The sequence below is a fragment of the Micrococcus sp. PSi08 genome, assembly GCF_054960655.1.
This window is the reverse complement of record NZ_JBHNYP010000015.1, coordinates 22,088-41,917: the sequence shown is the minus strand read 5'-3', so window position 1 is coordinate 41,917 and position 19,830 is coordinate 22,088. Positions and strand designations below refer to the sequence as shown.

The following is a 19,830-nucleotide window of genomic DNA, read 5'->3' as shown; positions in this document are numbered from 1 at the left end:
ACGGGGTAGCCGGGACGCAGCGGCGCGGGGTCCGCTCAGGTGGAGAGGTCACCGAGCCGGACGAGCTCGCGGAACTCGGGGCTCGTCTCCTGCAGCCCGGCGAACGTGCCCTGGCCGATGATCCGCCCCTGGTCCATCAGCACGATCTGATCGCAGCGCTTGACCGTGGAGAGACGGTGGGCGACCACGATGACCGTGATCCGGCCGCGCAGCGACTCGATCACCTCGGTGACCCGGCGTTCCGTGAGGTTGTCGAGGGCCGACGTCGCCTCGTCGAGCACGAGGAGGCGGGGGCGCCGGAAGAGCGCGCGCGCGATGCCCAGGCGCTGGCGCTGGCCGCCGGAGACGCCCACGGCCCCTTCGCCGATCACGGTGTCCAGGCCGTCGGGGAGCTCGTCCAGCCACTGGCCCAGCTGGGCTTCGCGCAGCACGCGCTCCACCTCGGCCCGGTCCGCCGTCTGGGTGGCCTCGACGTCCAGGAGCACGTTGTGCAGCACCGTCCCGTTGACCACGGTGACGGACTGCGGGACGAACGCCACGTTGTCCCACCAGCCGCGCGGGTTGGCCTCGAGCTCCACCCCGTCCACGTAGACCCCACCGCGCTGGGCGTGGTGGAAGCCGATGACCAGGTCCACCAGGGTGGTCTTGCCGGCACCGCTGCCGCCCACGAAGGCGTACGAGGAGCCGAAGGGGATGCGCAGGTCGATGTCGCGCAGGACCGGTTCGGCCTTGCCGGGGTAGGTGAAGGACGCGTCCCGCACCTCGATGGACTCCTCGAACGTGATGCGCTCGTAGGGCCGGTCCGCCGCGTGCAGGACCGGCTGCGCGGCAGCGAGCTCCGCCGTCGTGCGCTCGAAGGCCGGCCAGGAGGTGCGGATCTCATTGGTGGTGGCCATGAGCGCGGCCATGGACGGCAGCACGCGGAAGCCGGCCATCGCGAGCAGGGCGAGCGAGCCGAACGCCTCCCCGCCGCGGCCCTGGATGAAGGCCACGGCCACGAGCGCCGCGATGGCGGCCACGAAGGCGACCTCGAGCACGTAGCGCGGCATCATCGTGAGAATCATCTTGAGCCGCGTGGCTTCGGCGCTCTCCATGCGGGCCGCGCGGTACTCCTCCATGAAGGCCGAGTCGTTGCCGCGGATCTTCACGTCCTTGTAGTTCTCCAGGCCCTGCAGCGCCGCCGTGTTGGCCCGCTCCCCCGCGGTCACCAGGGTCCAGCCCAGGCGGGAGGCCGGGCGGCGGATCACGGTCTTGATCACCCAGGCGACGGCGAGGAAGTACAGGGCCATCCCGAGCCCCGTCAGCGGCATGGAGACGCCCACCACGACCGCCACCGCGACGAGCGTCACGGCCTCCGTGAGGAACGTGACGGACGCGTTCACCACGCCCGTGTACGCCATGCTGGAGGTGCCGGTGACGTTGTTGACCAGGGTGCCCACAGTGCGCGTCAGGTGCAGGCCGTAGTCGGCCCGCAGGTAGTAGCGCAGCAGCGTGGCGGACGTGCGGATCAGGTTCTGATTGGTGAACCCCATGGTCCACCAGCGGAACGCGAGCACCAGGATCGCCTTGAGCAGGAAGGCCAGCACGATCACGACGGCGAAGGCCACCGTCTGCTCCGGCACCGTCACGGCCCCGAACCGGGCCAGCAGCCCCTCGAGCGCCGGGGAGCCCAGCTCCCCCGAGGTCAGCAGGCTGACCAGCGGGAGGATCGAGGCGAGCGCCACCATCTCGAGGCCGGCCACGAGGACGGACCCGAGGACCACGAACACGAGGCGGATCCGCATGGGCCGGTCCACCAGGTACTGCGTTCCCTCGGGCAGCCGGGCTTTGAGGAGTCGGGTCAGCACGTCGTCCATCCTAGGGGCCGGGGCTGGATCGGCTCAGAACGAGCCGTACACCCGGGCGGTGTTCTCGCTCACCGCGCGGGCGAGGGCGTCCACGTCGTCGCCGCGCGTCTCCGCCATGCCCCGCAGGGTCAGCGGGATCAGGTAGGGCGCGTTGGGGCGACCCCGATGCGGATGCGGCGTGAGGAAGGGCGCGTCCGTCTCCACGAGCAGCAGCTCGGCCGGGGCGATCTGCAGCGCCTCGCGCAGCTCGTCGTTGGCCTTGAAGGTGACAGGGCCGGCGAAGGACATGTGCCAGCCGTGCTCGGTGCACGTGCGGGCCAGGTCGGGGCCGCCGGAGAAGCAGTGGAACACCACGTGCGGGGGCAGTCCGCCGTCGGCGGCCTCCTCGAGCAGGATCCGGACGACGTCATCGTGCGCGTCCCGGTCGTGGATCTGCAGGGCCTTGCCGAGTTCGCGGGCGAGTCGGATGTGCCGGCGGAAGGACTCCTGCTGCGCCGCGTGGCCGGCCTCGTCCTGCGTCCGGAAGTAGTCGAGGCCCGTCTCGCCCACCGCGCGCACGCGGGGGTGGCGGGCGAGCTCCGCGATCTGCGCGAACGCCTCCTCGAACTCGCCATGCTCGGCCAGGCGGGCCGCGTCGTTGGGGTGCAGCGCCACGGCGCCGAGCAGGCGGGGCTCGGCCTCGATCGCCGCGATCGTGAACCGGGCCGAAGCGACGTCGCAGCCCACCTGGACCGCACCGACCACGCCCACGGCCTCCGCCGCGTCCATCGCCTGGTGGACGTCCACGCGGACCAGGCCGTCGCGGAAGTCGAGGTGCGTGTGGTTGTCCACGACGGGCACTGGCAGCGGCTCCGGTGCGGGCGGGTACTCGAGGCGCCGCCGACGTCCCGACTTCTCCTCGCGGGCGTCCCGGCGCGGGCCGCCGTCGTCGTCCGGCTGCTGGGCGGGGGCGCGGTAGGCGAGCGGGGTCTCGGATGTGTGGGCCATGCACCCCACTCTAGGGAGCCGAGCCCGGGCCGCTGATACACCTCGGGGGCGGTATCGGGTGGTATCCACGTCGGATACCACCCGATACCGCCCCCGGAGGACACGGCTCGGCGCGAGGGTCAGGCCTTCGTGGCCGCCCACGGGTCGGCGATGCCGATGTACTGCACCGAGGTGTACTCCTCGATGCCCTCGGCGCCGCCCTCGCGGCCCAGGCCCGACTGCTTCACGCCGCCGAACGGCGCGGCCGGGTTGGAGATGACGCCCACGTTGTAGCCCATGAGGCCGAACTCGATGCTCTCGGCCACGCGGTACATCCGGGCCTGATCCTTGGTGAACACGTAGGAGGCGAGGCCGTACTCGGTGTCGTTGGCCATCTCGATGGCCTCCTCCTCGGAGGAGAAGGTCACGATCGGGGCCACCGGGCCGAAGATCTCCTGCTGGAGGATCGGGTTGCCCTTCTCCACCTTGATCGCGGTCGGCGCGTAGAAGTAGCCGTCGCCCTCGATCTTGTGGCCGCCGGTGAGCACCTCGCCGCCGGCCGCCACGGCGTCCTGGACGAGCTGGTCGATGTCGTCGCGCGCGCCCTCGTCCACGATGGGGCCGAGGGTGGACTCCGGGTCGGTGCCGCGCAGGGGCTTGAGCGCCTCGAGCTTGGCCACGAACTTCTGCGTGAACTCCTCGGCCACCTCCTCGTGCACGAGGAAGCGGTTGGCGGCGGTGCAGGCCTCGCCCATGTTGCGCATCTTCGCGGCGAAGGCGCCCTCGACGGCGGCGTCCAGGTCCGCGTCCTCGAAGACGATGAGCGGGGCGTTGCCGCCGAGCTCCATGGAGGTGCGCAGCACGTTGTCCGCGGCGTCCTTCATGAGGCGCACACCGACCGGCGTGGAGCCGGTGAAGGACACCTTGCGCAGGCGCCGGTCCTGCAGGATCGGACCGGAGATCGACGAGGCGGAGGAGCCCGCGACGACGTTGAGCACGCCCTTGGGCAGGCCGGCCTCCTGCATCACCTGCGCGAACAGCTGGGTGGTCAGCGGGGTCAGCTTGGCGGCCTTGAGGACCATGGTGCAGCCGGCGGCGACGGCGGGGCCCACCTTGCGGGTGGCCATGGCCAGCGGGAAGTTCCACGGGGTGATCAGCAGGCACGGGCCCACCGGGCGGTGGTGCACCTGCATGCGCAGCGTGCCCTCGGGCACGGTCAGGGTGCGGCCGTAGTGGCGGCCGGCCTCCTCCGAGAACCAGCGCAGGAAGCCGTTGCCGTACGTGACCTCGCCGCGGGCCTCGGCGAGCGGCTTGCCCATCTCGAGGGTCATCAGCAGCGCGAAGTCCTCGGCGCGCTCGTTGATCAGATCGTAGGCGCGGCGCAGGATGTCGGCGCGCTCCTTGGCCGGGGTGCGGGCCCAGTCGGCCTGCGCGGCGCAGGCGGCGTCGAAGGCGGCCATGGCGTCGTCGGAGTTCGCGTCCTGCAGGCTCGCGATGACCTTGCCGGTGGCCGGGTCCTTCACGTCGAAGGTCTTGCCGGAGGAGGCATCGCGCCACTCGCCGTCGATCAGCAGGCCGGTGGGGACGGACTCCAGCAGCGCCTTCTCGCGCTCAGCGGTCACGGTCATGATGCACCTCTTTCGGGGTCGGTGGTCGGAGGCGGCACGCCCCGCGTCCTGAAAGGAAACGGGTGGACGGCCACGGCTATTCCGACGCCGTCCGGCGGCGGTCGGCAGCGGCTCCACGGCCGATCCTAGCTGTACCCCGCCAGGACGCTGGTGAGCGTCGCGCGGTGACGATCGGGAGAACCTCCGTGGGGTGAAGCGCTCTGGGTTTCGTCCCGAGTCTCAGCAAGAAGAATCGAAAGGCCCGAGAAGTTCGGTCCCGGGGTGCGTGAGCGTGCTGTGCGCATGGTTCACGACCGTCGGGCACTCGACGGCGGTCCGAGATCGGAGTCGAGCCGTGCCGTCGCACCCCAAGTCGGCGTCGGCGTGCAGACACTGAGGGTCTGGTGCAACCGGTACGGGCCACCAGGGCCCTCCGCGATCGCCATCGAGGTCGCGATCCTGGACTGGGTCACCGGGTGGAACACCCGACGACTCCATCGAGCCCTCGGCTCGTGGCGGCTCCAGCAGGTGGGAGCAACGCCCAGGAATGCAGCGAGGGGTGGCTGCAGAGGGCTGCAGCCACCCCTCGCTGACACGTGGGTTGAGAGAGACTCGAGTCAGTTCGTCGTCTTGGGGCCGATGATCTCGAGGCGATCGGCAGACCAGGTAACGTTCGACGCGGCCCCCGTGTCGAACGCGACGCGCTGCGTGCCGATATACGCGGTGAGGTGGACCTGGTTGACCATGGACGCCACGTCCTTGGCCCAGAAGTAGGGATTGAATGACGGCTGTGCGTAGTAATAGCAGCCGGTAATGGGTGCTGAATACGTCAGGGTGATGGAGGACCCGTCCGAGGCCAGCTTGGTGACTTCCCAGTATGCGGGGTTGGTGCCGGTCACGAAGCGGTCCCCGACCTTCAACGTGTAGAAGGTCTTGCTGTCGCCCACGCTGCCGTTCGTGTAGGTGTTGTAGGGGGTGCCGGCCTTCCGAGCGTTCAGGACCTTGCGGAAGTCGACGATGCCCGCAGGAGCCGTGTAGACGATCGAGATCTTCTTGTTCTGGACGGATTGGCAGGCCGTGGCATCGGGGATACCCACGCCCGGTGTGGCATTCAGATAGAGCGCGGTCGTACCGTTTTGCGCCTGGACGTACTTCGTCATGAGCGGGTTCGCGTACAGAGTTGCGCCGGCAACCACGCCAACGCTCGATACAGCAAAGGCCGGGGCTGCGGCGGTGGCAGCGATCGCCGGGACGGACCAGGTGACACCCTTAGTTACTTGTCGGCGCGAGATCGCTCGAGTTTCGTTGACCATGCCAAGCCTTTCGTGGTGCTTCTGGGGACCTGGGGCACCTCCACAGGCATGAGGCACTCTGACATAGTAGCGGTCCTGCCACAACCGACGAGTCGTGGAATCTGTGATTATTCACGCTTGAGAGGCCCGTTGTGAATCGACTGTTCACGCGGTAAGCGCTGCTGGCTGTGCAGCCGGGGACGTGTCAGCCCCTGGCCGCGAGCACCGCCTGGTAGAGCTCCCGGCTCCGCATCCCATGGGCTCCGGCCACCGCGGCCACGGCCTCCTTCAGCCGGGTGCCGGACTCCACCAACACCGCCACCTCGGCGACGGCGTCCGCCTCGGACGCCTCGCCCTCGGCGCCGGGCGCGGGCGGCCCGATCACCAGCACGATCTCCCCGCGGATCCCCTCCCCCGCGTGCCGCTCCGCAGCCCAGGCATGCACCTCGGCCGCGGTGCCGCGCACCACCTCCTCGTGCAGCTTGGTGAGCTCGCGGGCCACGCACACCGGCCGCTCCGCACCGAGGACCTCCACGACGACGGCCAGCGCGTCCGCCAGACGCTGCGGCGACTCGAAGGCGACCACGGTGCGGGCCTCGGTCAGCAGGGAGGTGAGCCATCGCCGTCGTTCCCCGTCCTTGCGGGGGACGAAGCCGTCGAAGGCGAACCGGTCCGTCGGCAGGCCGGAGAGGGCGAGCGCGGTGGTCACGGCGGAGGGGCCGGGCGCGCAGGTCACGGGCAGCCCTGCGGACACCGCGGCCGCCACGAGCCGATAGCCCGGGTCCGAGACCGTGGGCATGCCCGCGTCCGAGACCACCGCCACCGTGGCACCGCCGCGCACCTGGTCCAGCAGCCCCTGGGTGGAGGCCGCCTCGTTGTGCTCGTGATGGGCCACCACCCTGCCCGTCGGGGTGACGCCCAGACCGGCGCACAGGCGCCGCGCGGTCCGGGTGTCCTCGGCGGCGATCACATCCGCCTCCGCCAGCAGCTCACGCAGGCGCGCGGACGCGTCCCCGAGGTTGCCGATGGGGGTGGCGGCCAGGACGATACGGCCCTCGGGCATGGGACGACCTTTCGACGGACGGACGGCTGCCCCGAGCCTACGGCCCCGGCCACCGTGCACGTCTCGCGGTCCACCCGTCCCCCTAGCATGGAGCCCGTGCCCGCCACCGCCCTCGCCTCCCGCCCCGCCGCCGTCGCGGTCGACGACGGCCCCTTCGGCGTCGCCGCCCTGCGCGCCCGCCTCGGGGTGAGTGCGGCGCCCCTGACGCGGTGGCACTGGATCCTGCCGCTGCTGGTCACGGTGATCGCCGGCGTGCTGCGGTTCACGAACCTGGCCCACCCGGACCAGCTGATCTTCGACGAGACCTACTACCCCAAGGACGCCTACTCCCTCCTGGAGTCCGGCTACGAGCGGCGGTGGGACGAGGACGTCAACGACGCGTTCGCGCGCGGCGAGGCGGAGCCGCTCGAGGGGGCCGCCTATGTGGTGCACCCGCCGCTGGGCAAGTGGCTGATCGGCCTGGGCATGCTCGCGTTCGGCCCGGACAACGGGGTGGGCTGGCGGTTCAGCGCCGCGGTGGCCGGTACGCTGTCCGTCCTGCTGGTCGCCCTCGCCACGCAGCACCTGCTGCGCTCGGTGTCCCTGGGCGCGGTCGCCGGGCTGCTGCTGGCCGTGGAGGGTCACCACCTGGTGATGTCCCGCATCGGGCTGCTGGACATCTTCCTCTCGTTCTTCGTGCTCGCGGCCTTCGCCGCGCTGCTGGCGGACCGCGTCCACGGGCGGCGGCTGCTCGCGGAGCGGCTCGCCCACGACGTCGCCCGGCGGGGACGCGACGCCCTGGCCAGCGGGCCGTGGCTCGGCTGGCGCCCGTGGCGACTGGTCGCGGGCGTGCTGCTGGGCGCCGGCTGCGCCGTGAAGCTCTCCGGGCTGGCGTTCATGGCGGCCTTCGGCCTGCTCACGGTCCTGTGGGACATGTCCGCACGCCGGACCGCCGGGGTGCGGCACTGGGCGTGGGCCGGCGTCGAGAAGGACGGCCTGTACGCGTTCGTGGCCGTGGTGGGCGGCGGCCTGGTCGCCTACCTGGCCTCGTGGACCGGCTGGTTCGTCACGGAGGGCGGCTACTACCGGGACTGGCACCGGGACAACCCGCCGGAGGGCCTGCTCGCCGGGCTGGTCCCCGGCCCGCTGCGCTCCCTGTGGCACTACCACGAGGAGTCCACGACCTTCCACCAGGGCCTCACCAGCCCCCACGACTACGCCGCCAACCCGTGGACCTGGCCGTTCATGGGCCGGCCCGTGAGCTACTACTACGAGGGCGCAGAGCCCGGCGAGGGGATCTGCCCGGCGGACGCCGCGGGCGCGTGCTCGTCGGCCATCACGGACATCGCCAACCCGTTCGTGTGGTGGACGGGCCTGGCCGCCGTCCTCGTGTGCGTGTGGCTGCTGGTGCGCCACCGGGACTGGCGGGCCGGCGCCCTGCTCGGCGCCTACGCGGCCGGGCAGCTGGTGTGGTTCCTGTGGCCCGAGCGGACCATGTTCTTCTTCTACACGATCGCCTACGAGCCCTTCCTCGTGATGATGATCGCCCTGGCGCTCTCGCTGCTGCTGCGGCCGGGCCGCCGGCCCGGGCCCCGCTGGGGCTCGGCCCTGGTGCTGGCGTACGTGACGATCGCCGTCGCCGTGTCCCTGTTCTTCCTGCCCGTGTGGATCGGCGACGTCATCTCGTACGACCAGTGGCGCTGGCGGATGTGGTTCAGCAGCTGGATCTGACGGCCACGTCCCGGGCGCGGGCGTGCCCGACCGCGCGCCGCACGCCCGGAAATGGATACGCTCGGACCGTGCAGAACCAGAGCCCCGTCCATGAGTCCGCCACCGAGCTCGTCGGCATGCCGCCGGCGGACTCCAACATCACGGACCTGATCGTCACCTCCTGTGCCGACCGGCCGGACGCCCCCGTGTACGCCGTGCGCAACGGCGCGGGCGGCTGGGTGGACGTCCACTTCACCGCGTTCCTCACCCAAGTGCGCGCCGTGGCGGCCGGCCTCATCGCCCGCGGCGTCCAGCCCGGGGACCGGGTGGGCCTGTTCTCCCCCACCTCCTACGCGTGGGCCGTCCTCGACCAGGCCGTGTGGTTCGCCGGCGCCGTCTCCGTGCCGATCTACGAGACCTCCTCGGCCCACCAGGTGGAGCACATCGTCACGGACTCGGGCCTGCGGGTGGTCGCCGTCGGCAGCGAGGAGCTCGGCGAGCGTGTCGCCGAGGCCGCCGGGCACGCGGGCGTGGACGTGGCGACGTTCCCGCTGACGGACGCTGGGCTGGCGGAGCTGGCCGAGGCCGGCGCGTTCGTGTCGGACGACGCCGTCGAGCACGCCCGCTCCCTGGCGACCCTCGCCAGCCCCGCCTCGATCGTCTACACCTCCGGCACCACCGGCCGCCCGAAGGGCGCCGTGATCACGCACGGCAACTTCGTGGGCGCGGCCATCAACGTGCTGCACTTCGCGCGCGAGGTGGTCCAGTGGTCCCCGACGACGACGTCGCGCACCCTGCTCTTCCTCCCGCTGGCCCACGTGCTCGCCCACGCCGTCCAGGTCATCTGCCTGTACGCCCGCATCCAGGTGGCCCACTCCGGCTCCCCGGCCACGCTGCTCGGCGACCTCGCCTCCTTCCACCCCACGTGGCTGCTGGCCGTGCCGCGCGTGTTCGAGAAGGTCGAGGCCGGCATCGAGGCCAAGGCCCAGAAGAGCGGCACCGGGCCGATCTACGCGGCCGCCAAGCGCACCGCCATCGAGTGGTCCACGGCCGTCGACGAGGCCGAGTTCGGGGACGGCCCCGGCCCCTCGGCCCTGCTGCGCGCCCGGCGCGCGCTGTTCGACCGGCTGGTCTACCGCAAGATCCGGGAGGCCCTCGGCGGCGAGGTGATCTCGTGCGTGTCCGGCGCGTCCGCCCTCTCCCCGGAGCTGGTGCACTTCTTCCGCGGCGCCGGCATCCCGATCGTGGAGGGCTACGGCCTCACGGAGACCACCGCGCCGGCCACCGTGAACATCCCCGGCGCGCACCGGGTGGGCACCGTGGGCCTGCCCGTGGCCGGGGTGACGGTGAAGATCGCCGAGGACGGCGAGATCCTCATCCGCGGCCCCGTGGTGTTCGACGGCTACCACGGCATGCCCAAGGCGTCGGCGGAGGCCATGGAGGACGACTTCTTCCGCACCGGGGACATCGGCGCGCTGGACGAGCACGGCTTCCTGCGGATCACCGGCCGCAAGAAGGACGTGATCATCACCGCCGGCGGCAAGAACGTGTACCCCACGCCCATGGAGGAGGCGCTGCGCCAGCACCGGCTCATCGAGCACGTCGTGGTGGTCGGCGAGAACCGCCCGTTCGTGGGCGCCCTCATCACCCTGGACACCGAGGCCTTCACCCAGTGGGCCCTGGACCGCGAGCTCAGCCTCACGCCGGCCGAGGCCGCGACGGACCCCACCGTGCTGGCCTCGATCCAGGAGGCGGTGGACCAGGTCAACGGGGGCGTCTCCCGCGCCGAGTCCATCCGCCGCTTCCGCATCCTGGACCACCCGTTCACCGAGGACTCCGGGCACGTCACCCAGTCCCAGAAGCTCAAGCGGGCCCAGGTGATCGAGGACCACGCCGAGGACGTCGAGGCCCTCTACCGTCGCTGACCCCGCGCCCCCGGACGACGACGGGCCGGGAGGACGCCTCGTCCTCCCGGCCCGTTCCCGGTGCCGTCCGGCGGCGGTCAGCGCACCACGGCGTCGTCCTCCCGGGCCCACCGCAGGCGGGTCCGCAGCAGCTGCTCGCGGCGGTCCGCGCTCAGCTCACGACGGCGGCGCGTGGGCCACGTGACCACGAGCGTCACGAGGGACGCCAGCAGGGTCACCAGCCCGACCACCACGGCCGCGTCCACCCAGAACTGCTGGGGGTAGAGGCGGATGAGGGCGTCCCGCACGGAGAACGTCCACGTGCCGTCCGCGAAGAACAGCGAGTGGAAGCCAGCGAAGAACGTCTCCCAGCCCAGCACCGCCATGACCGCGAGCGCGATCACCGCGAGCGGCAGCCACACGGCACCGGCGAACAGGGCGCGGCGCACCCCGCCGGGGCTGGTGCGCAGCAGGGACGCGATGAGCAGGGCGCACACCACCAGGAGCACCACGAGCGCCGCGGCGGCGATCCACAGCACGGTCTTCACATCCGTCATGTGGTCGACCTCGACCTCGGTGAACAGCGGCGCGCCCTGGTGCGTGAGGCTGCTGAGGTATCGCGGCCCGGCCAGGTTGGTCACGTAGTCCAGCCCGGCGGAGCCGTAGTGCATGCGGTCGGCGAGGGTGAAGCCGAACCGGTCCGCGGGGAACCCGGGCCGGTGGTACTCCAGCCACAGGAACACCGGGCTCGCCACGAGGCGGACGGCCGCCAGCAGCAGGGCGAGCGGGGCGAGGATCGCCAGCAGCACCTGCGCCAGGCGCGGGCCCGCCTTGGGCAGGCGCGCGCGCTCCTCCGGCGTGGGCCCCTGCAGGGCCGCCGCCTGCGCCACGGGGGCGGCGGTGCCGTCCTCGGGGTAGCGGTCGACCGGGGCGGCTGTGCTCGACCCCGCCGGGCGGGCCCCGACGGCGGCGCTCAGCGGGCCGAGCTCGTCGGCGCCGGGCAGCGGCCGCCGGCCGCCCTCGGGCACGGCCCGGGAAGCGACGATGTCGCGGTCGGCGTCCGCGGCCGGGCGGCCGGCGTCGCGTCGGTCCGCGGCCGCCGCGTCCCCGCCGCGCAGCGCGGCGAGGTCCTCGGGGCTGAGCGCCGAGGTGTGCTGGGCGCCGCCGTCGTCGTCCCGGCCCATGGCGGGCAGCGCCTGGGTGCGGTTCGGGTCGTCTGCGGCGTCGTCCTCGACGAACGCGCCGTAGTCCAGCCCGGAATCGAAGTCCTCCGCCCCGGCGCGCTCGTCGCGCCCGCGGCCGGCCTGATGGGAAGCCATGCTCGTGCCTCTCTCGAGTGGGTCCGTCCGCCCGCGGGCGCCGGGGATCAGTAGCGGTACTGGTCGGCCTTGTAGGGGCCGGCCACGTCCACGCCGAGGTACTCGGCCTGGGCCTTGGTCAGCTCGGTCAGCCCGACGCCGAGGGCGTCCAGGTGCAGGCGGGCGACCTTCTCGTCCAGCACCTTGGGCAGCGTGTAGACGCGCTTCTCGTAGTGCTCGCCGGTCAGGGCGCCGGTGCCCGTGGAGCCGCCGAAGAGCTCGATCTGCGCCATCACCTGGTTGGTGAAGGACGCGCTCATCACGAACGAGGGGTGGCCGGTGGCGTTGCCGAGGTTCAGCAGGCGGCCCTCGGAGAGCACGATGATGCTGCGCTCGGCCTCCGTGCCGCCGTCCAGGGTCCACTCGTGGACCTGCGGCTTGATCTCCGTCTTCACGACGCCGGGGATGCGGGCCAGGCCGGCCATGTCGATCTCGTTGTCGAAGTGGCCGACGTTGCCCACGATGGCCTTGTCCTTCATGGCGGCCATGTGCTCGGCCATGATGATGTCCTTGCCGCCGGTGGTGGTGACGAAGATGTCGCCCTCGCCCACCACGTCCTCGAGGCGGGCCACCTGGTAGCCGTCCATCGCGGCCTGCAGCGCGCAGATCGGGTCGATCTCCGTGACGATCACGCGGGCACCCTGGCCGCGCAGGGCCTCGGCGGCGCCCTTGCCGACGTCGCCGTAGCCGCAGACCACAGCCACCTTGCCGCCGATCAGCACGTCCGTGGCGCGCATGATGCCGTCCGGCAGGGAGTGGCGGATGCCGTACTTGTTGTCGAACTTGGACTTGGTCACGGCGTCGTTCACGTTGATCGCCGGGAAGAGCAGGCGGCCCTCCTGCGCCAGCTGGTAGAGGCGCAGCACGCCCGTGGTGGTCTCCTCGGAGACGCCGCGCAGGGTGCCGGCGGTGCGGGTCCAGTGCTGCGGGTCGCGGGCCAGCGAGCGGCGCAGCGTCTCGAGGATGATCCGGTACTCCTCGGGATCGTCCTCGGTGGCGCTGGGCACGGCGCCCGCGGCCTCGAACTCGACGCCCTTGTGCACCAGCAGGGTGGCGTCGCCGCCGTCGTCCAGGATCATGTTGGGGCCGCGCTCCGGATCCTCGTCCGCGCCCGGCCAGGTGAGGATCTGCGAGGCGGTCCACCAGTAGTCCTCGAGGGACTCGTTCTTCCAGGCGAACACCGGCACGCCCTGCGGGTCCTCGGGGGTTCCCGAGCCCACGACGACGGCGGCCGCGGCCTCATCCTGCGTGGAGAAGATGTTGCAGGAGGCCCACCGGACCTCGGCGCCGAGGGCGATGAGGGTCTCGATGAGCACGGCGGTCTGCACGGTCATGTGCAGGGAGCCGGCGATGCGGGCGCCCTTCAGCGGCTGGGCCTCCCCGTACTCCTCGCGCAGGGACATCAGCCCCGGCATCTCGTGCTCGGCCAGGCGGATCTGGTGGCGGCCCGCCTCGGCCAGGGACAGGTCCCGGACCGTGAAGTCGAACGAGGCACCGGGCACGGTGGTGCGGTTGGCGAAGGCCGGGTCGACGTCGGGGGTGCGGAACTCTGCGGAGGTCTCAGTCATGTCCTCCAGCCTAGCGATGCCCCGGACGGCACGAGACGCGCCGCGTCAGTCCCCGTCACGCACCACGCGCAGCCCGGGGCGGGCCGGCGGGACGGCCATGGGCCGGGTGGGGACCGTGCGCACGCCGCCGTCCGCGTCGACGGCCTCGTAGTGCTCGGGCAGCTCCAGCCGCAGCACCTCCCAGCCGCGCGGGGCCGTGGTGCGCCGAGCGTGCTCGCCGCAGAGGTCGTACGTGTGCGGCTCCGCCCGGCGCGACAGGGGCCCGATGACCACCTGCGAGTCCGCGTAGTTGTACGTCAGCGTGGCCAGGGCAGGGCTCTGGCATCCGGTCTTGCTGCAGCGTCGCATGGGTCCCACGCCCGCCACCCTACTCGGCGGACGGCCCGGAGCGGTGGCCTACCATGGCGCGCATGACCGCGTCCGCCTCCTCCGATCCCCTCGACCCCCTGCCGTTCCGGGCGGGCGACGCCGCGGGGGCCGAGCCGGGCGTCGAGGGCGGCCCGGCCGAGGCCGGCGTCTCCTCACCCGCGGGGCGCGGCGGTCGGGACCGCCGTGGCCGAGGGCTGCGGCATCCGCGCCCGTTCGGTGCACGCTCGGAGCGGGGCCGGGGCGAGGCGCTGCTGACCGCCGTCGAGAAGGCGGTGGACCGGCTGGGCTCCCTGGACGCGCCCGGGCTGCGGCACGTGACCGCGCGGGTGGAGCGCATCCCGGACCGGCTCGACGAGCGGCTGCGCGAGCTGCACGCCGGCCGGGAACGGGATGAGGAGGCGCTGTTCGCGCGGGCCGAGCGGCAGGGCCGGGACGGGGTGCTGATCACCCTGTTCGAGCGGCCGCTGCGGGACGCGGCCGACCCGGCCGACCTCGAGGGGGCCGTCTACGGGGTGGCGCTGAGCCGTTGCGCCGACGCGCTGGGCGTGGACCCGCAGGTGCTCGACCCCAGCTGGGGCCGCGGCTGAGCCCGGGCCGGGCGGTCCGCACCGGGCACCGCGCCCGGTGGACGGGCGCCGTGCGTCAGGCGCGGGCGCGGCGCAGGCGGCGACGCTCGCGCTCGGAGAGCCCGCCCCAGATGCCGAAGCGCTCGTCGTTCGCCATGGCGTACTCCAGGCACGCGTCCTTGACGGTGCAGGCCTCGCACACGCGCTTGGCGTCCCGCGTGGAGCCGCCCTTCTCCGGGAAGAACGCCTCGGGGTCCGTCTGCGCGCACAGGGCGTCCGCCTGCCAGGCCAGCTCGCCCTCGACGGGCTCGGTGGTCACGCCCGGGATGGCGGCCCAGTCGGCGGAGACGGGCACGGCCTCGACCGGACGCTCGTCACCGGGGAAGAGGGCGGTGACGGTGGCGGCCGGGGTGCCGGTCTCGCGGTCGAGGTCGTGGGCGGTGAGGAAGGCGGTCGCCTGGTCCTCGAGGCTCGCGCCGGAGACGCCGGCCTGCGGGTCGGCGGGGTCGAGGAACCAGTCGCTGGGAACGCTCCGCGGACGAGGTGCCGGCGCGGGATCGGCGCGGTGCGCGTCCTCGACTCGCTGGGTCTGCTCCATGTGTGACGCCTCTTCCCGGGATCGACGTGGCGGCTGTGGGCCGGGTGACCATGCGGTCCGCGCGGGTGCCGGGCACGCCGGCGGGCCCCTCCTGGCGGGACCGTTGGCCCGGGTTCATTACATCGGTGTGATTCATGCCGAGTCAAACCGAACGGGTGCCACACTGGGCCCATGGTCTCCCTCTCCGCACCCCGGTCCACCGGCCCCCTCGTGCACCGCCTCGCCTCCTCCCCGCGGCCCGCGCTCGTCCAGGAGCCGGGGGCCCCGGACGAGCCCGGCGCGGTGGACCAGCGCATCGAGCTCTCGGGCCGTGTGACCGTGAACTGGGCCGCCAAGTTCGCGGGCCTGCTCGGCGCCGAGGGCGTGGGGGCGGGCGACGCCGTCGCCCTGGACCTGCCCGTCCACTGGCTCTCCCACGCCCTCGCCCTCGGCGTGCTCTGCGCCGAGGCCGAGCCCGCCCTCGAGGGCGACTCCCCCGCCGCCGTCCTCACGGACCGGCCCGAGGCGTGGCCGGACCCGTCCGTGACCGTGTTCGCCGTCGCCCTGCCGCGCGGCCTCGAGCCCGAGTTCGACGGCCCGGCCGCCGATCCGGCCGTCGTGGACGTGGCCGCCGAGATCCGCGCCCAGCCGGATGCCCTGCCCGGCCCCGTGGATCACGTGCGGCCCGCGTCGATCCCGGCCGGGGCCGACGTCGCCCCGGACGACGACGGCCCGCGCCCCCGCCTGACGTGGGCGGGAGTGCGGGCCGCGCTGGAGGCGTGGGACGCGGGCCGGGCGGTGACCGTGCGCCCCTGACGGGGCGGCGGGGTCAGGCCGGGACGCTCAGACCCCAGCGTCGGGGGCGCGGTGCCGGGCCGGGCCGTCGGCCCGATGCCCGCGCTCGGCGGGCCGGTCCCGGGCCTCGTGCCGGCCGTGCGGAGGCAGCTGGTCCTCGCGCAGCACGGGCATCTGACCGGTGATGATCGCGAGGTCGTTGGCGAAGCCGGGCTCCACGTCCAGCTTCTCCTTGAACACCCAGAACCGGTAGGCGAAGTAGCGGAACACGGTGCCGAAGAACAGGCCGATCACGTTGCCGGCGATGAACAGGCCGGTCGGGTCCGTCACACCCATCAGGTACTGCGCGACCGCCACGCAGCCGGCCTGGATGCCCAGCCCGATCGCGTTCATGACCAGGAACATCACGAGCTCGCGCGTCTTGTTCGAGGAGCGCTTGTCCCGGAACGTCCAGTAGCGGTTGGCGACCCAGCTGAACAGGGTGGCGACGACGCCGCCCACGATCTTGGCCTTGACGTTGGACCCCTCGAGCGGGCCGGTCATCATCCACCAGAAGACGAGCGAGTCCACCACGAACGCGGCCGCACCGACGGTGCCGAACTTGGCCACCTCCCGCCACAGCAGGGAGGCCATCCCGGTCAGGCGGCCCCAGAGATCGGACAGCATGGGCGTGGACTCCTCGGTTCGGGACGGGGGTGTGCACGCGGGCCGGACCCGCGCAGGGCTGGGGAACACTGTAGCCGCGCCCCCGGCGCGCGACCTCCTCGGATCCGGCGTCGGCCGCCCCTCCGTGACGGAGTTCTCAGCCGGTCCGACTACCCTGTGCGGGTGACTTCCCCTCGACTCGGTGTGATCGGTGGCGGGCAGCTGGCCCGCATGATGGCGGGCGCGGCCGCGGAGCTCGGCGTGCCCTTCCGCGTGCTCGCGGAGGCCCCGGACGCGTCAGCGGCCCAGGTCGCCCCCCACGTGGTCGGCGACCACGCGGACCTGGCGGACCTGCGCGCGTTCGCGGCCACGGTGGACGTGGTCACCTTCGACCACGAGCACGTGCCCACCGAGCACCTGCGGGCCCTGCAGGAGGCCGGCGTCGCCGTGCGCCCCGGCCCCGAGGCGCTGCAGCACGCCCAGGACAAGCTGGTCATGCGCGCCGCCGTCGAGCGGCTGGGCCTGCCGAACCCGGCGTGGGCGCCGGTCGACGACCTCGAGGCCGTCCTCGCCTTCGGCGACGAGCACGGCTGGCCCATGATCCTCAAGACCGCCCGCGGCGGCTACGACGGCAAGGGCGTGCTCAAGCTCGACGACGCCGACGACGCCCGCACCTCCGCCGCGGACGGCACCCTGGCCGCGTGGCTCGGCGCCGGCATCGCCCCGCTGCTGGCCGAGGCCCTCGTCCCCTTCTCCCGTGAGCTCTCCGCGCAGGTGGCGCGCACCCCCTCCGGTGAGGTGGCCGTCTACCCCGTCGTCGACTCGGTCCAGGTGGCCGGCGTGTGCGACCTCGTGGTCGCCCCGGCCCAGGACCTCGACCCGGCCGTCGCCGCGGCCGCGACCGCCGCGGCCGTCCGCCTCGCCGAGGAGCTGGACGTCACCGGCATGCTCGCGGTCGAGCTGTTCGAGACGCCGGGGGTCGGCCCGGGCTTCCAGGTGAACGAGCTGGCCATGCGCCCCCACAACTCCGGCCACTGGTCCATGGACGGCGCCGTCACCGGCCAGTTCGAGCAGCACGTCCGCGCCGTGCTCGACCTGCCGCTGGGCGAGACGGCCCCCCGCGGGGCCGGCGTCGTGATGAAGAACGTCCTCGGCGGCGCCCGCGAGGACCTGCACGCCGGCAGCGTCGCGGCCCTCGCCGCCCACCCGCAGGCCAAGGTCCACCTCTACGGCAAGGACGTGCGCCCGGGCCGCAAGGTCGGTCACGTCAACGTCGTCGCGGACCACGGCCTCAGCCTCGAGGAGGCCGTGCGGACCGCCGAGTCCGCCGCCGCACTCCTGCGCGACGACGCCCCCACCACCGGCACCGAGACGGAGGCCCGCCCATGACCGCCACGCCCCAGACCCCCGCCCAGCCCCTCCAGGACGACGCCCCGGTCGTCTCCGTCGTGATGGGCTCCGACTCCGACTGGCCCGTGATGAGCGCGGCCGCCGAGGCCCTGCGCGAGCTCGACGTGCCCGTCGAGGTCGGCGTGGTCTCCGCGCACCGCATGCCCCACGAGATGGTGGAGTTCGGCGCCCGCGCGCACGAGCGCGGCATCCGCGTGATCGTGGCCGGCGCGGGCGGCGCGGCCCACCTGCCCGGGATGCTCGCCGCCGTCACCCCCCTGCCCGTGATCGGCGTACCCGTGAAGCTCAAGAGCCTGGACGGGATGGACTCCCTGCTCTCGATCGTCCAGATGCCCGCCGGCGTGCCGGTGGCCACCGTCTCCATCGACGGCGCCCGCAACGCCGGCCTGCTGGCCGCCCGCATCCTCGCCTCGGCCGACACCGCGGAGGGCGACCGCCTGCGCGCCGCCCTCGCCGAGCACGCCGACGAGCTCAACGCCCAGGCCCGGGCCAAGGGGGCCCGCCTGCGCGAGCGGATGGCCGCCGACCGCTGATGTCACCCGCCACCGGATCCGTGCCCGCCGGTCACGCGCAGCCCGACCCGCTCCGAGATCCACGCGTCGCCTCCCCCACCGAGCGCACCCGCCGGGCGCTGATCCTCACCGCCCTGACCCTGCTGGTCCCCGGCGGCGCCCAGCTCGTCGCCGGCAGCCGCCGGCTCGGCCGCGTGGCGCTGCGGGTCACCGTCACCGTGTGGGCCGTGCTGATCCTCGGGCTGCTGTGGTGGCTGGTCTCCCGCGCGAGCCTGATCTCGCTCATGGCCCGGGACGGCGTGCTGCTCGGGCTGGCGGTGGTCCTGGCGGCGCTGGCGGTGGGCTGGGCGGTGCTGTGGGTGGACACGTTCCGGCTGATCCGGCCGCACCTGCTCGCCCCCGGCGCGCGGAAGATCACGGCGGCGGTCACCGCGCTCGCGCTCGTGCTCACCAGCGGCGCCCTGCTCTACGGCGGCTGGGCGGCGAACACGAGCCGCGGGGCGCTCGGCGAGGTCTTCCAGGAGGGGCCGGCCGTCCCGGAGGCCGAGGGCCGCTACAACATCCTGGTCCTGGGCGCGGACGCCGGCGAGGGCCGCCAGGGGCTGCGCCCGGACTCCATGCACGTGGTCTCCGTGGACGCCCGCACCGGCGCCATCGTGATGTTCTCCCTGCCCCGCAATCTCCAGGACGCGCCGTTCGTCGAGGGCTCCCCGCTGTGGGACGTGTACCCCAACGGCTTCGACTGCGGCGACGAGTGCATCCTCAACGCCCTCTACACGGACGTGGAGGAGCATCACGCAGACCTCTACCCGGACGCCGAACACCCCGGCGCCGAGGCCATGAAGGACGCCGCCGGCGGCATCCTCGGCCTGGACGTCTCCGGCTACGCCCTCATGGACATGGGCGGCTTCGCCCAGCTGATCGACGCCATGGGCGGGGTGGACGTCGTCAGCGGCGGCTACGTGGTGCACCGCGGCGTCCGGCCCGACGGCGCCTGGGGCAACATCTGGTGGGAGCCGGGCACCCACCACTTCAACGGCGACGACGCGCTCGCCTTCGCCCGCTCCCGGCACTGGTCCACCGACTACGCCCGCATCCGCCGGCAGCAGTGCATGCAGGCGGCGATGCTGGAGCAGTTCAGCCCCGCCACCGTGCTCACCCGCTTCGAGGGGATCCTCGCGGCGGGCGAGCAGATCGTGACCACCGACCTGCCGCAGTCCCAGCTCGGCACGTTCGCGGACCTCGCCGAGCGCTCGCGCGGCCAGAAGATGCGGCGGCTGACCATCGGCCCGCCCGACTTCGGCGACACGGGCACCCACTTCACCACCTACCCCGACTACGACCTCGTCCACCGCCGCGTGGACGAGATGCTGGCCGATGAGTCCGCAACCGCCGGATCGGAGCCGACCGGGGTCTCGGCGACGCCGCTGCTCACCGTGCTGGCCGTCGTCGCGCAGGAGACGCAGACCCCCGACGTCGACGAGGACGACCCGGCCACGTGGCCGGCCCCGCCGACCCGCTCCGACGGCGAGCCCTTCACCGCCGAGGACCTGATGACGGCCGAGGACCTGGGCCAGGAGGACGTGCTGAACCACGCGTCCTCGACCAACGGGCTGTGCATCCCCGCCCCGTGAGGCGCGGCGCGCGGGCCGACGGGCTGAC

17 protein-coding genes are annotated in these 19,830 nt (G+C 73.0%); 7 read left to right on the top strand and 10 right to left on the bottom strand.

The features are described from left to right. Positions 1–35 precede the first annotated feature (35 nt). The 5 genes from ACFI33_RS06825 to rsmI form a co-directional block, all read right to left on the bottom strand. Entirely contained in the window at positions 36–1,856 is a 1,821-nt protein-coding gene (locus ACFI33_RS06825; protein ID WP_152743697.1) for an ABC transporter ATP-binding protein, read from the bottom strand. A gap of 24 nt (positions 1,857–1,880) precedes the next feature. Continuing rightward, positions 1,881–2,834 (bottom strand): TatD family hydrolase, encoded by a 954-nt coding sequence (locus tag ACFI33_RS06820; protein ID WP_462623856.1) that lies wholly within the window; start codon positions 2,832–2,834, stop codon positions 1,881–1,883. A gap of 119 nt (positions 2,835–2,953) precedes the next feature. Continuing rightward, a complete protein-coding gene (locus tag ACFI33_RS06815; RefSeq protein WP_256748584.1) occupies positions 2,954–4,441 on the bottom strand; it encodes an NAD-dependent succinate-semialdehyde dehydrogenase in 1,488 nt (495 codons plus the stop codon). Between the two features lie 596 nt (positions 4,442–5,037). Then, entirely contained in the window at positions 5,038–5,733 is a 696-nt protein-coding gene (locus ACFI33_RS06810; RefSeq protein WP_138976778.1) for a hypothetical protein, read from the bottom strand. Between the two features lie 184 nt (positions 5,734–5,917). After that, positions 5,918–6,775 (bottom strand): 16S rRNA (cytidine(1402)-2'-O)-methyltransferase, encoded by an 858-nt coding sequence (rsmI, locus tag ACFI33_RS06805; protein WP_101967340.1) that lies wholly within the window; start codon positions 6,773–6,775, stop codon positions 5,918–5,920. 96 nt (positions 6,776–6,871) lie between these two features. On the opposite strand from rsmI, the gene ACFI33_RS06800 reads away from it, so the two are divergent. After that, positions 6,872–8,485: a dolichyl-phosphate-mannose--protein mannosyltransferase gene (locus ACFI33_RS06800; RefSeq protein WP_396830985.1), complete on the top strand. Its 1,614-nt coding sequence runs from the start codon at positions 6,872–6,874 to the stop codon at positions 8,483–8,485. 68 nt (positions 8,486–8,553) lie between these two features. Continuing rightward, positions 8,554–10,389 carry an AMP-dependent synthetase/ligase gene (locus tag ACFI33_RS06795; RefSeq protein WP_396830987.1) on the top strand — a complete coding sequence of 612 codons (1,836 nt, stop codon included), beginning with the start codon at positions 8,554–8,556 and terminating at the stop codon, positions 10,387–10,389. 77 nt (positions 10,390–10,466) lie between these two features. On the opposite strand, the gene ACFI33_RS06790 is transcribed toward ACFI33_RS06795, so the two are convergent. From ACFI33_RS06790 to ACFI33_RS06780, 3 genes are read right to left on the bottom strand one after another with little or no spacing between them, the layout of a single operon-like run. Next, positions 10,467–11,687: a TIGR01906 family membrane protein gene (locus ACFI33_RS06790; RefSeq protein WP_462623852.1), complete on the bottom strand. Its 1,221-nt coding sequence runs from the start codon at positions 11,685–11,687 to the stop codon at positions 10,467–10,469. A 47-nt stretch (positions 11,688–11,734) separates the two neighbouring features. After that, positions 11,735–13,294, bottom strand: a complete 1,560-nt coding sequence (gene ahcY / locus ACFI33_RS06785; RefSeq protein ID WP_462623850.1) for an adenosylhomocysteinase — start codon at positions 13,292–13,294, stop codon at positions 11,735–11,737. 45 nt (positions 13,295–13,339) lie between these two features. Next, complete coding sequence (locus ACFI33_RS06780) at positions 13,340–13,642, bottom strand: DUF3499 family protein (RefSeq protein ID WP_020628239.1); 303 nt, start codon at positions 13,640–13,642, stop codon at positions 13,340–13,342. A gap of 62 nt (positions 13,643–13,704) precedes the next feature. Here ACFI33_RS06780 and ACFI33_RS06775 point away from each other — a divergent pair, with 62 nt between their 5' ends. Further along, positions 13,705–14,250: a hypothetical protein gene (locus ACFI33_RS06775; protein WP_227717921.1), complete on the top strand. Its 546-nt coding sequence runs from the start codon at positions 13,705–13,707 to the stop codon at positions 14,248–14,250. 55 nt (positions 14,251–14,305) lie between these two features. On the opposite strand, the gene ACFI33_RS06770 is transcribed toward ACFI33_RS06775, so the two are convergent. Then, a complete protein-coding gene (locus ACFI33_RS06770) occupies positions 14,306–14,827 on the bottom strand; it encodes a WhiB family transcriptional regulator (RefSeq protein ID WP_285139924.1) in 522 nt (173 codons plus the stop codon). Between the two features lie 171 nt (positions 14,828–14,998). Here ACFI33_RS06770 and ACFI33_RS06765 point away from each other — a divergent pair, with 171 nt between their 5' ends. Then, positions 14,999–15,622, top strand: coding sequence for a hypothetical protein (locus tag ACFI33_RS06765; protein WP_462623847.1), 624 nt, complete (start codon positions 14,999–15,001; stop codon positions 15,620–15,622). Positions 15,623–15,649: 27 nt separating this feature from the next. On the opposite strand, the gene ACFI33_RS06760 is transcribed toward ACFI33_RS06765, so the two are convergent. Further along, the gene (locus tag ACFI33_RS06760; RefSeq protein ID WP_355504910.1) at positions 15,650–16,267 is read right to left on the bottom strand and encodes a GtrA family protein; all 618 of its coding nucleotides are present in this window, start codon (positions 16,265–16,267) and stop codon (positions 15,650–15,652) included. Between the two features lie 162 nt (positions 16,268–16,429). Here ACFI33_RS06760 and ACFI33_RS06755 point away from each other — a divergent pair, with 162 nt between their 5' ends. The 3 genes from ACFI33_RS06755 to ACFI33_RS06745 are packed head-to-tail and all read left to right on the top strand — an operon-like array spanning position 16,430 to position 19,802. Then, a complete protein-coding gene (locus ACFI33_RS06755) occupies positions 16,430–17,635 on the top strand; it encodes a 5-(carboxyamino)imidazole ribonucleotide synthase (protein ID WP_144820049.1) in 1,206 nt (401 codons plus the stop codon). After that, on the top strand, positions 17,632–18,189 hold the full coding sequence (gene purE, locus ACFI33_RS06750; RefSeq protein ID WP_002854497.1) for a 5-(carboxyamino)imidazole ribonucleotide mutase: 558 nt from the start codon (positions 17,632–17,634) through the stop codon (positions 18,187–18,189). The genes ACFI33_RS06755 and purE overlap by 4 nt, the downstream gene beginning before the upstream one ends. Continuing rightward, entirely contained in the window at positions 18,189–19,802 is a 1,614-nt protein-coding gene (locus ACFI33_RS06745; RefSeq protein WP_144862095.1) for an LCP family protein, read from the top strand. Before purE ends, ACFI33_RS06745 begins: the two co-directional genes overlap by 1 nt. Positions 19,803–19,830: the final 28 nt, after the last annotated feature.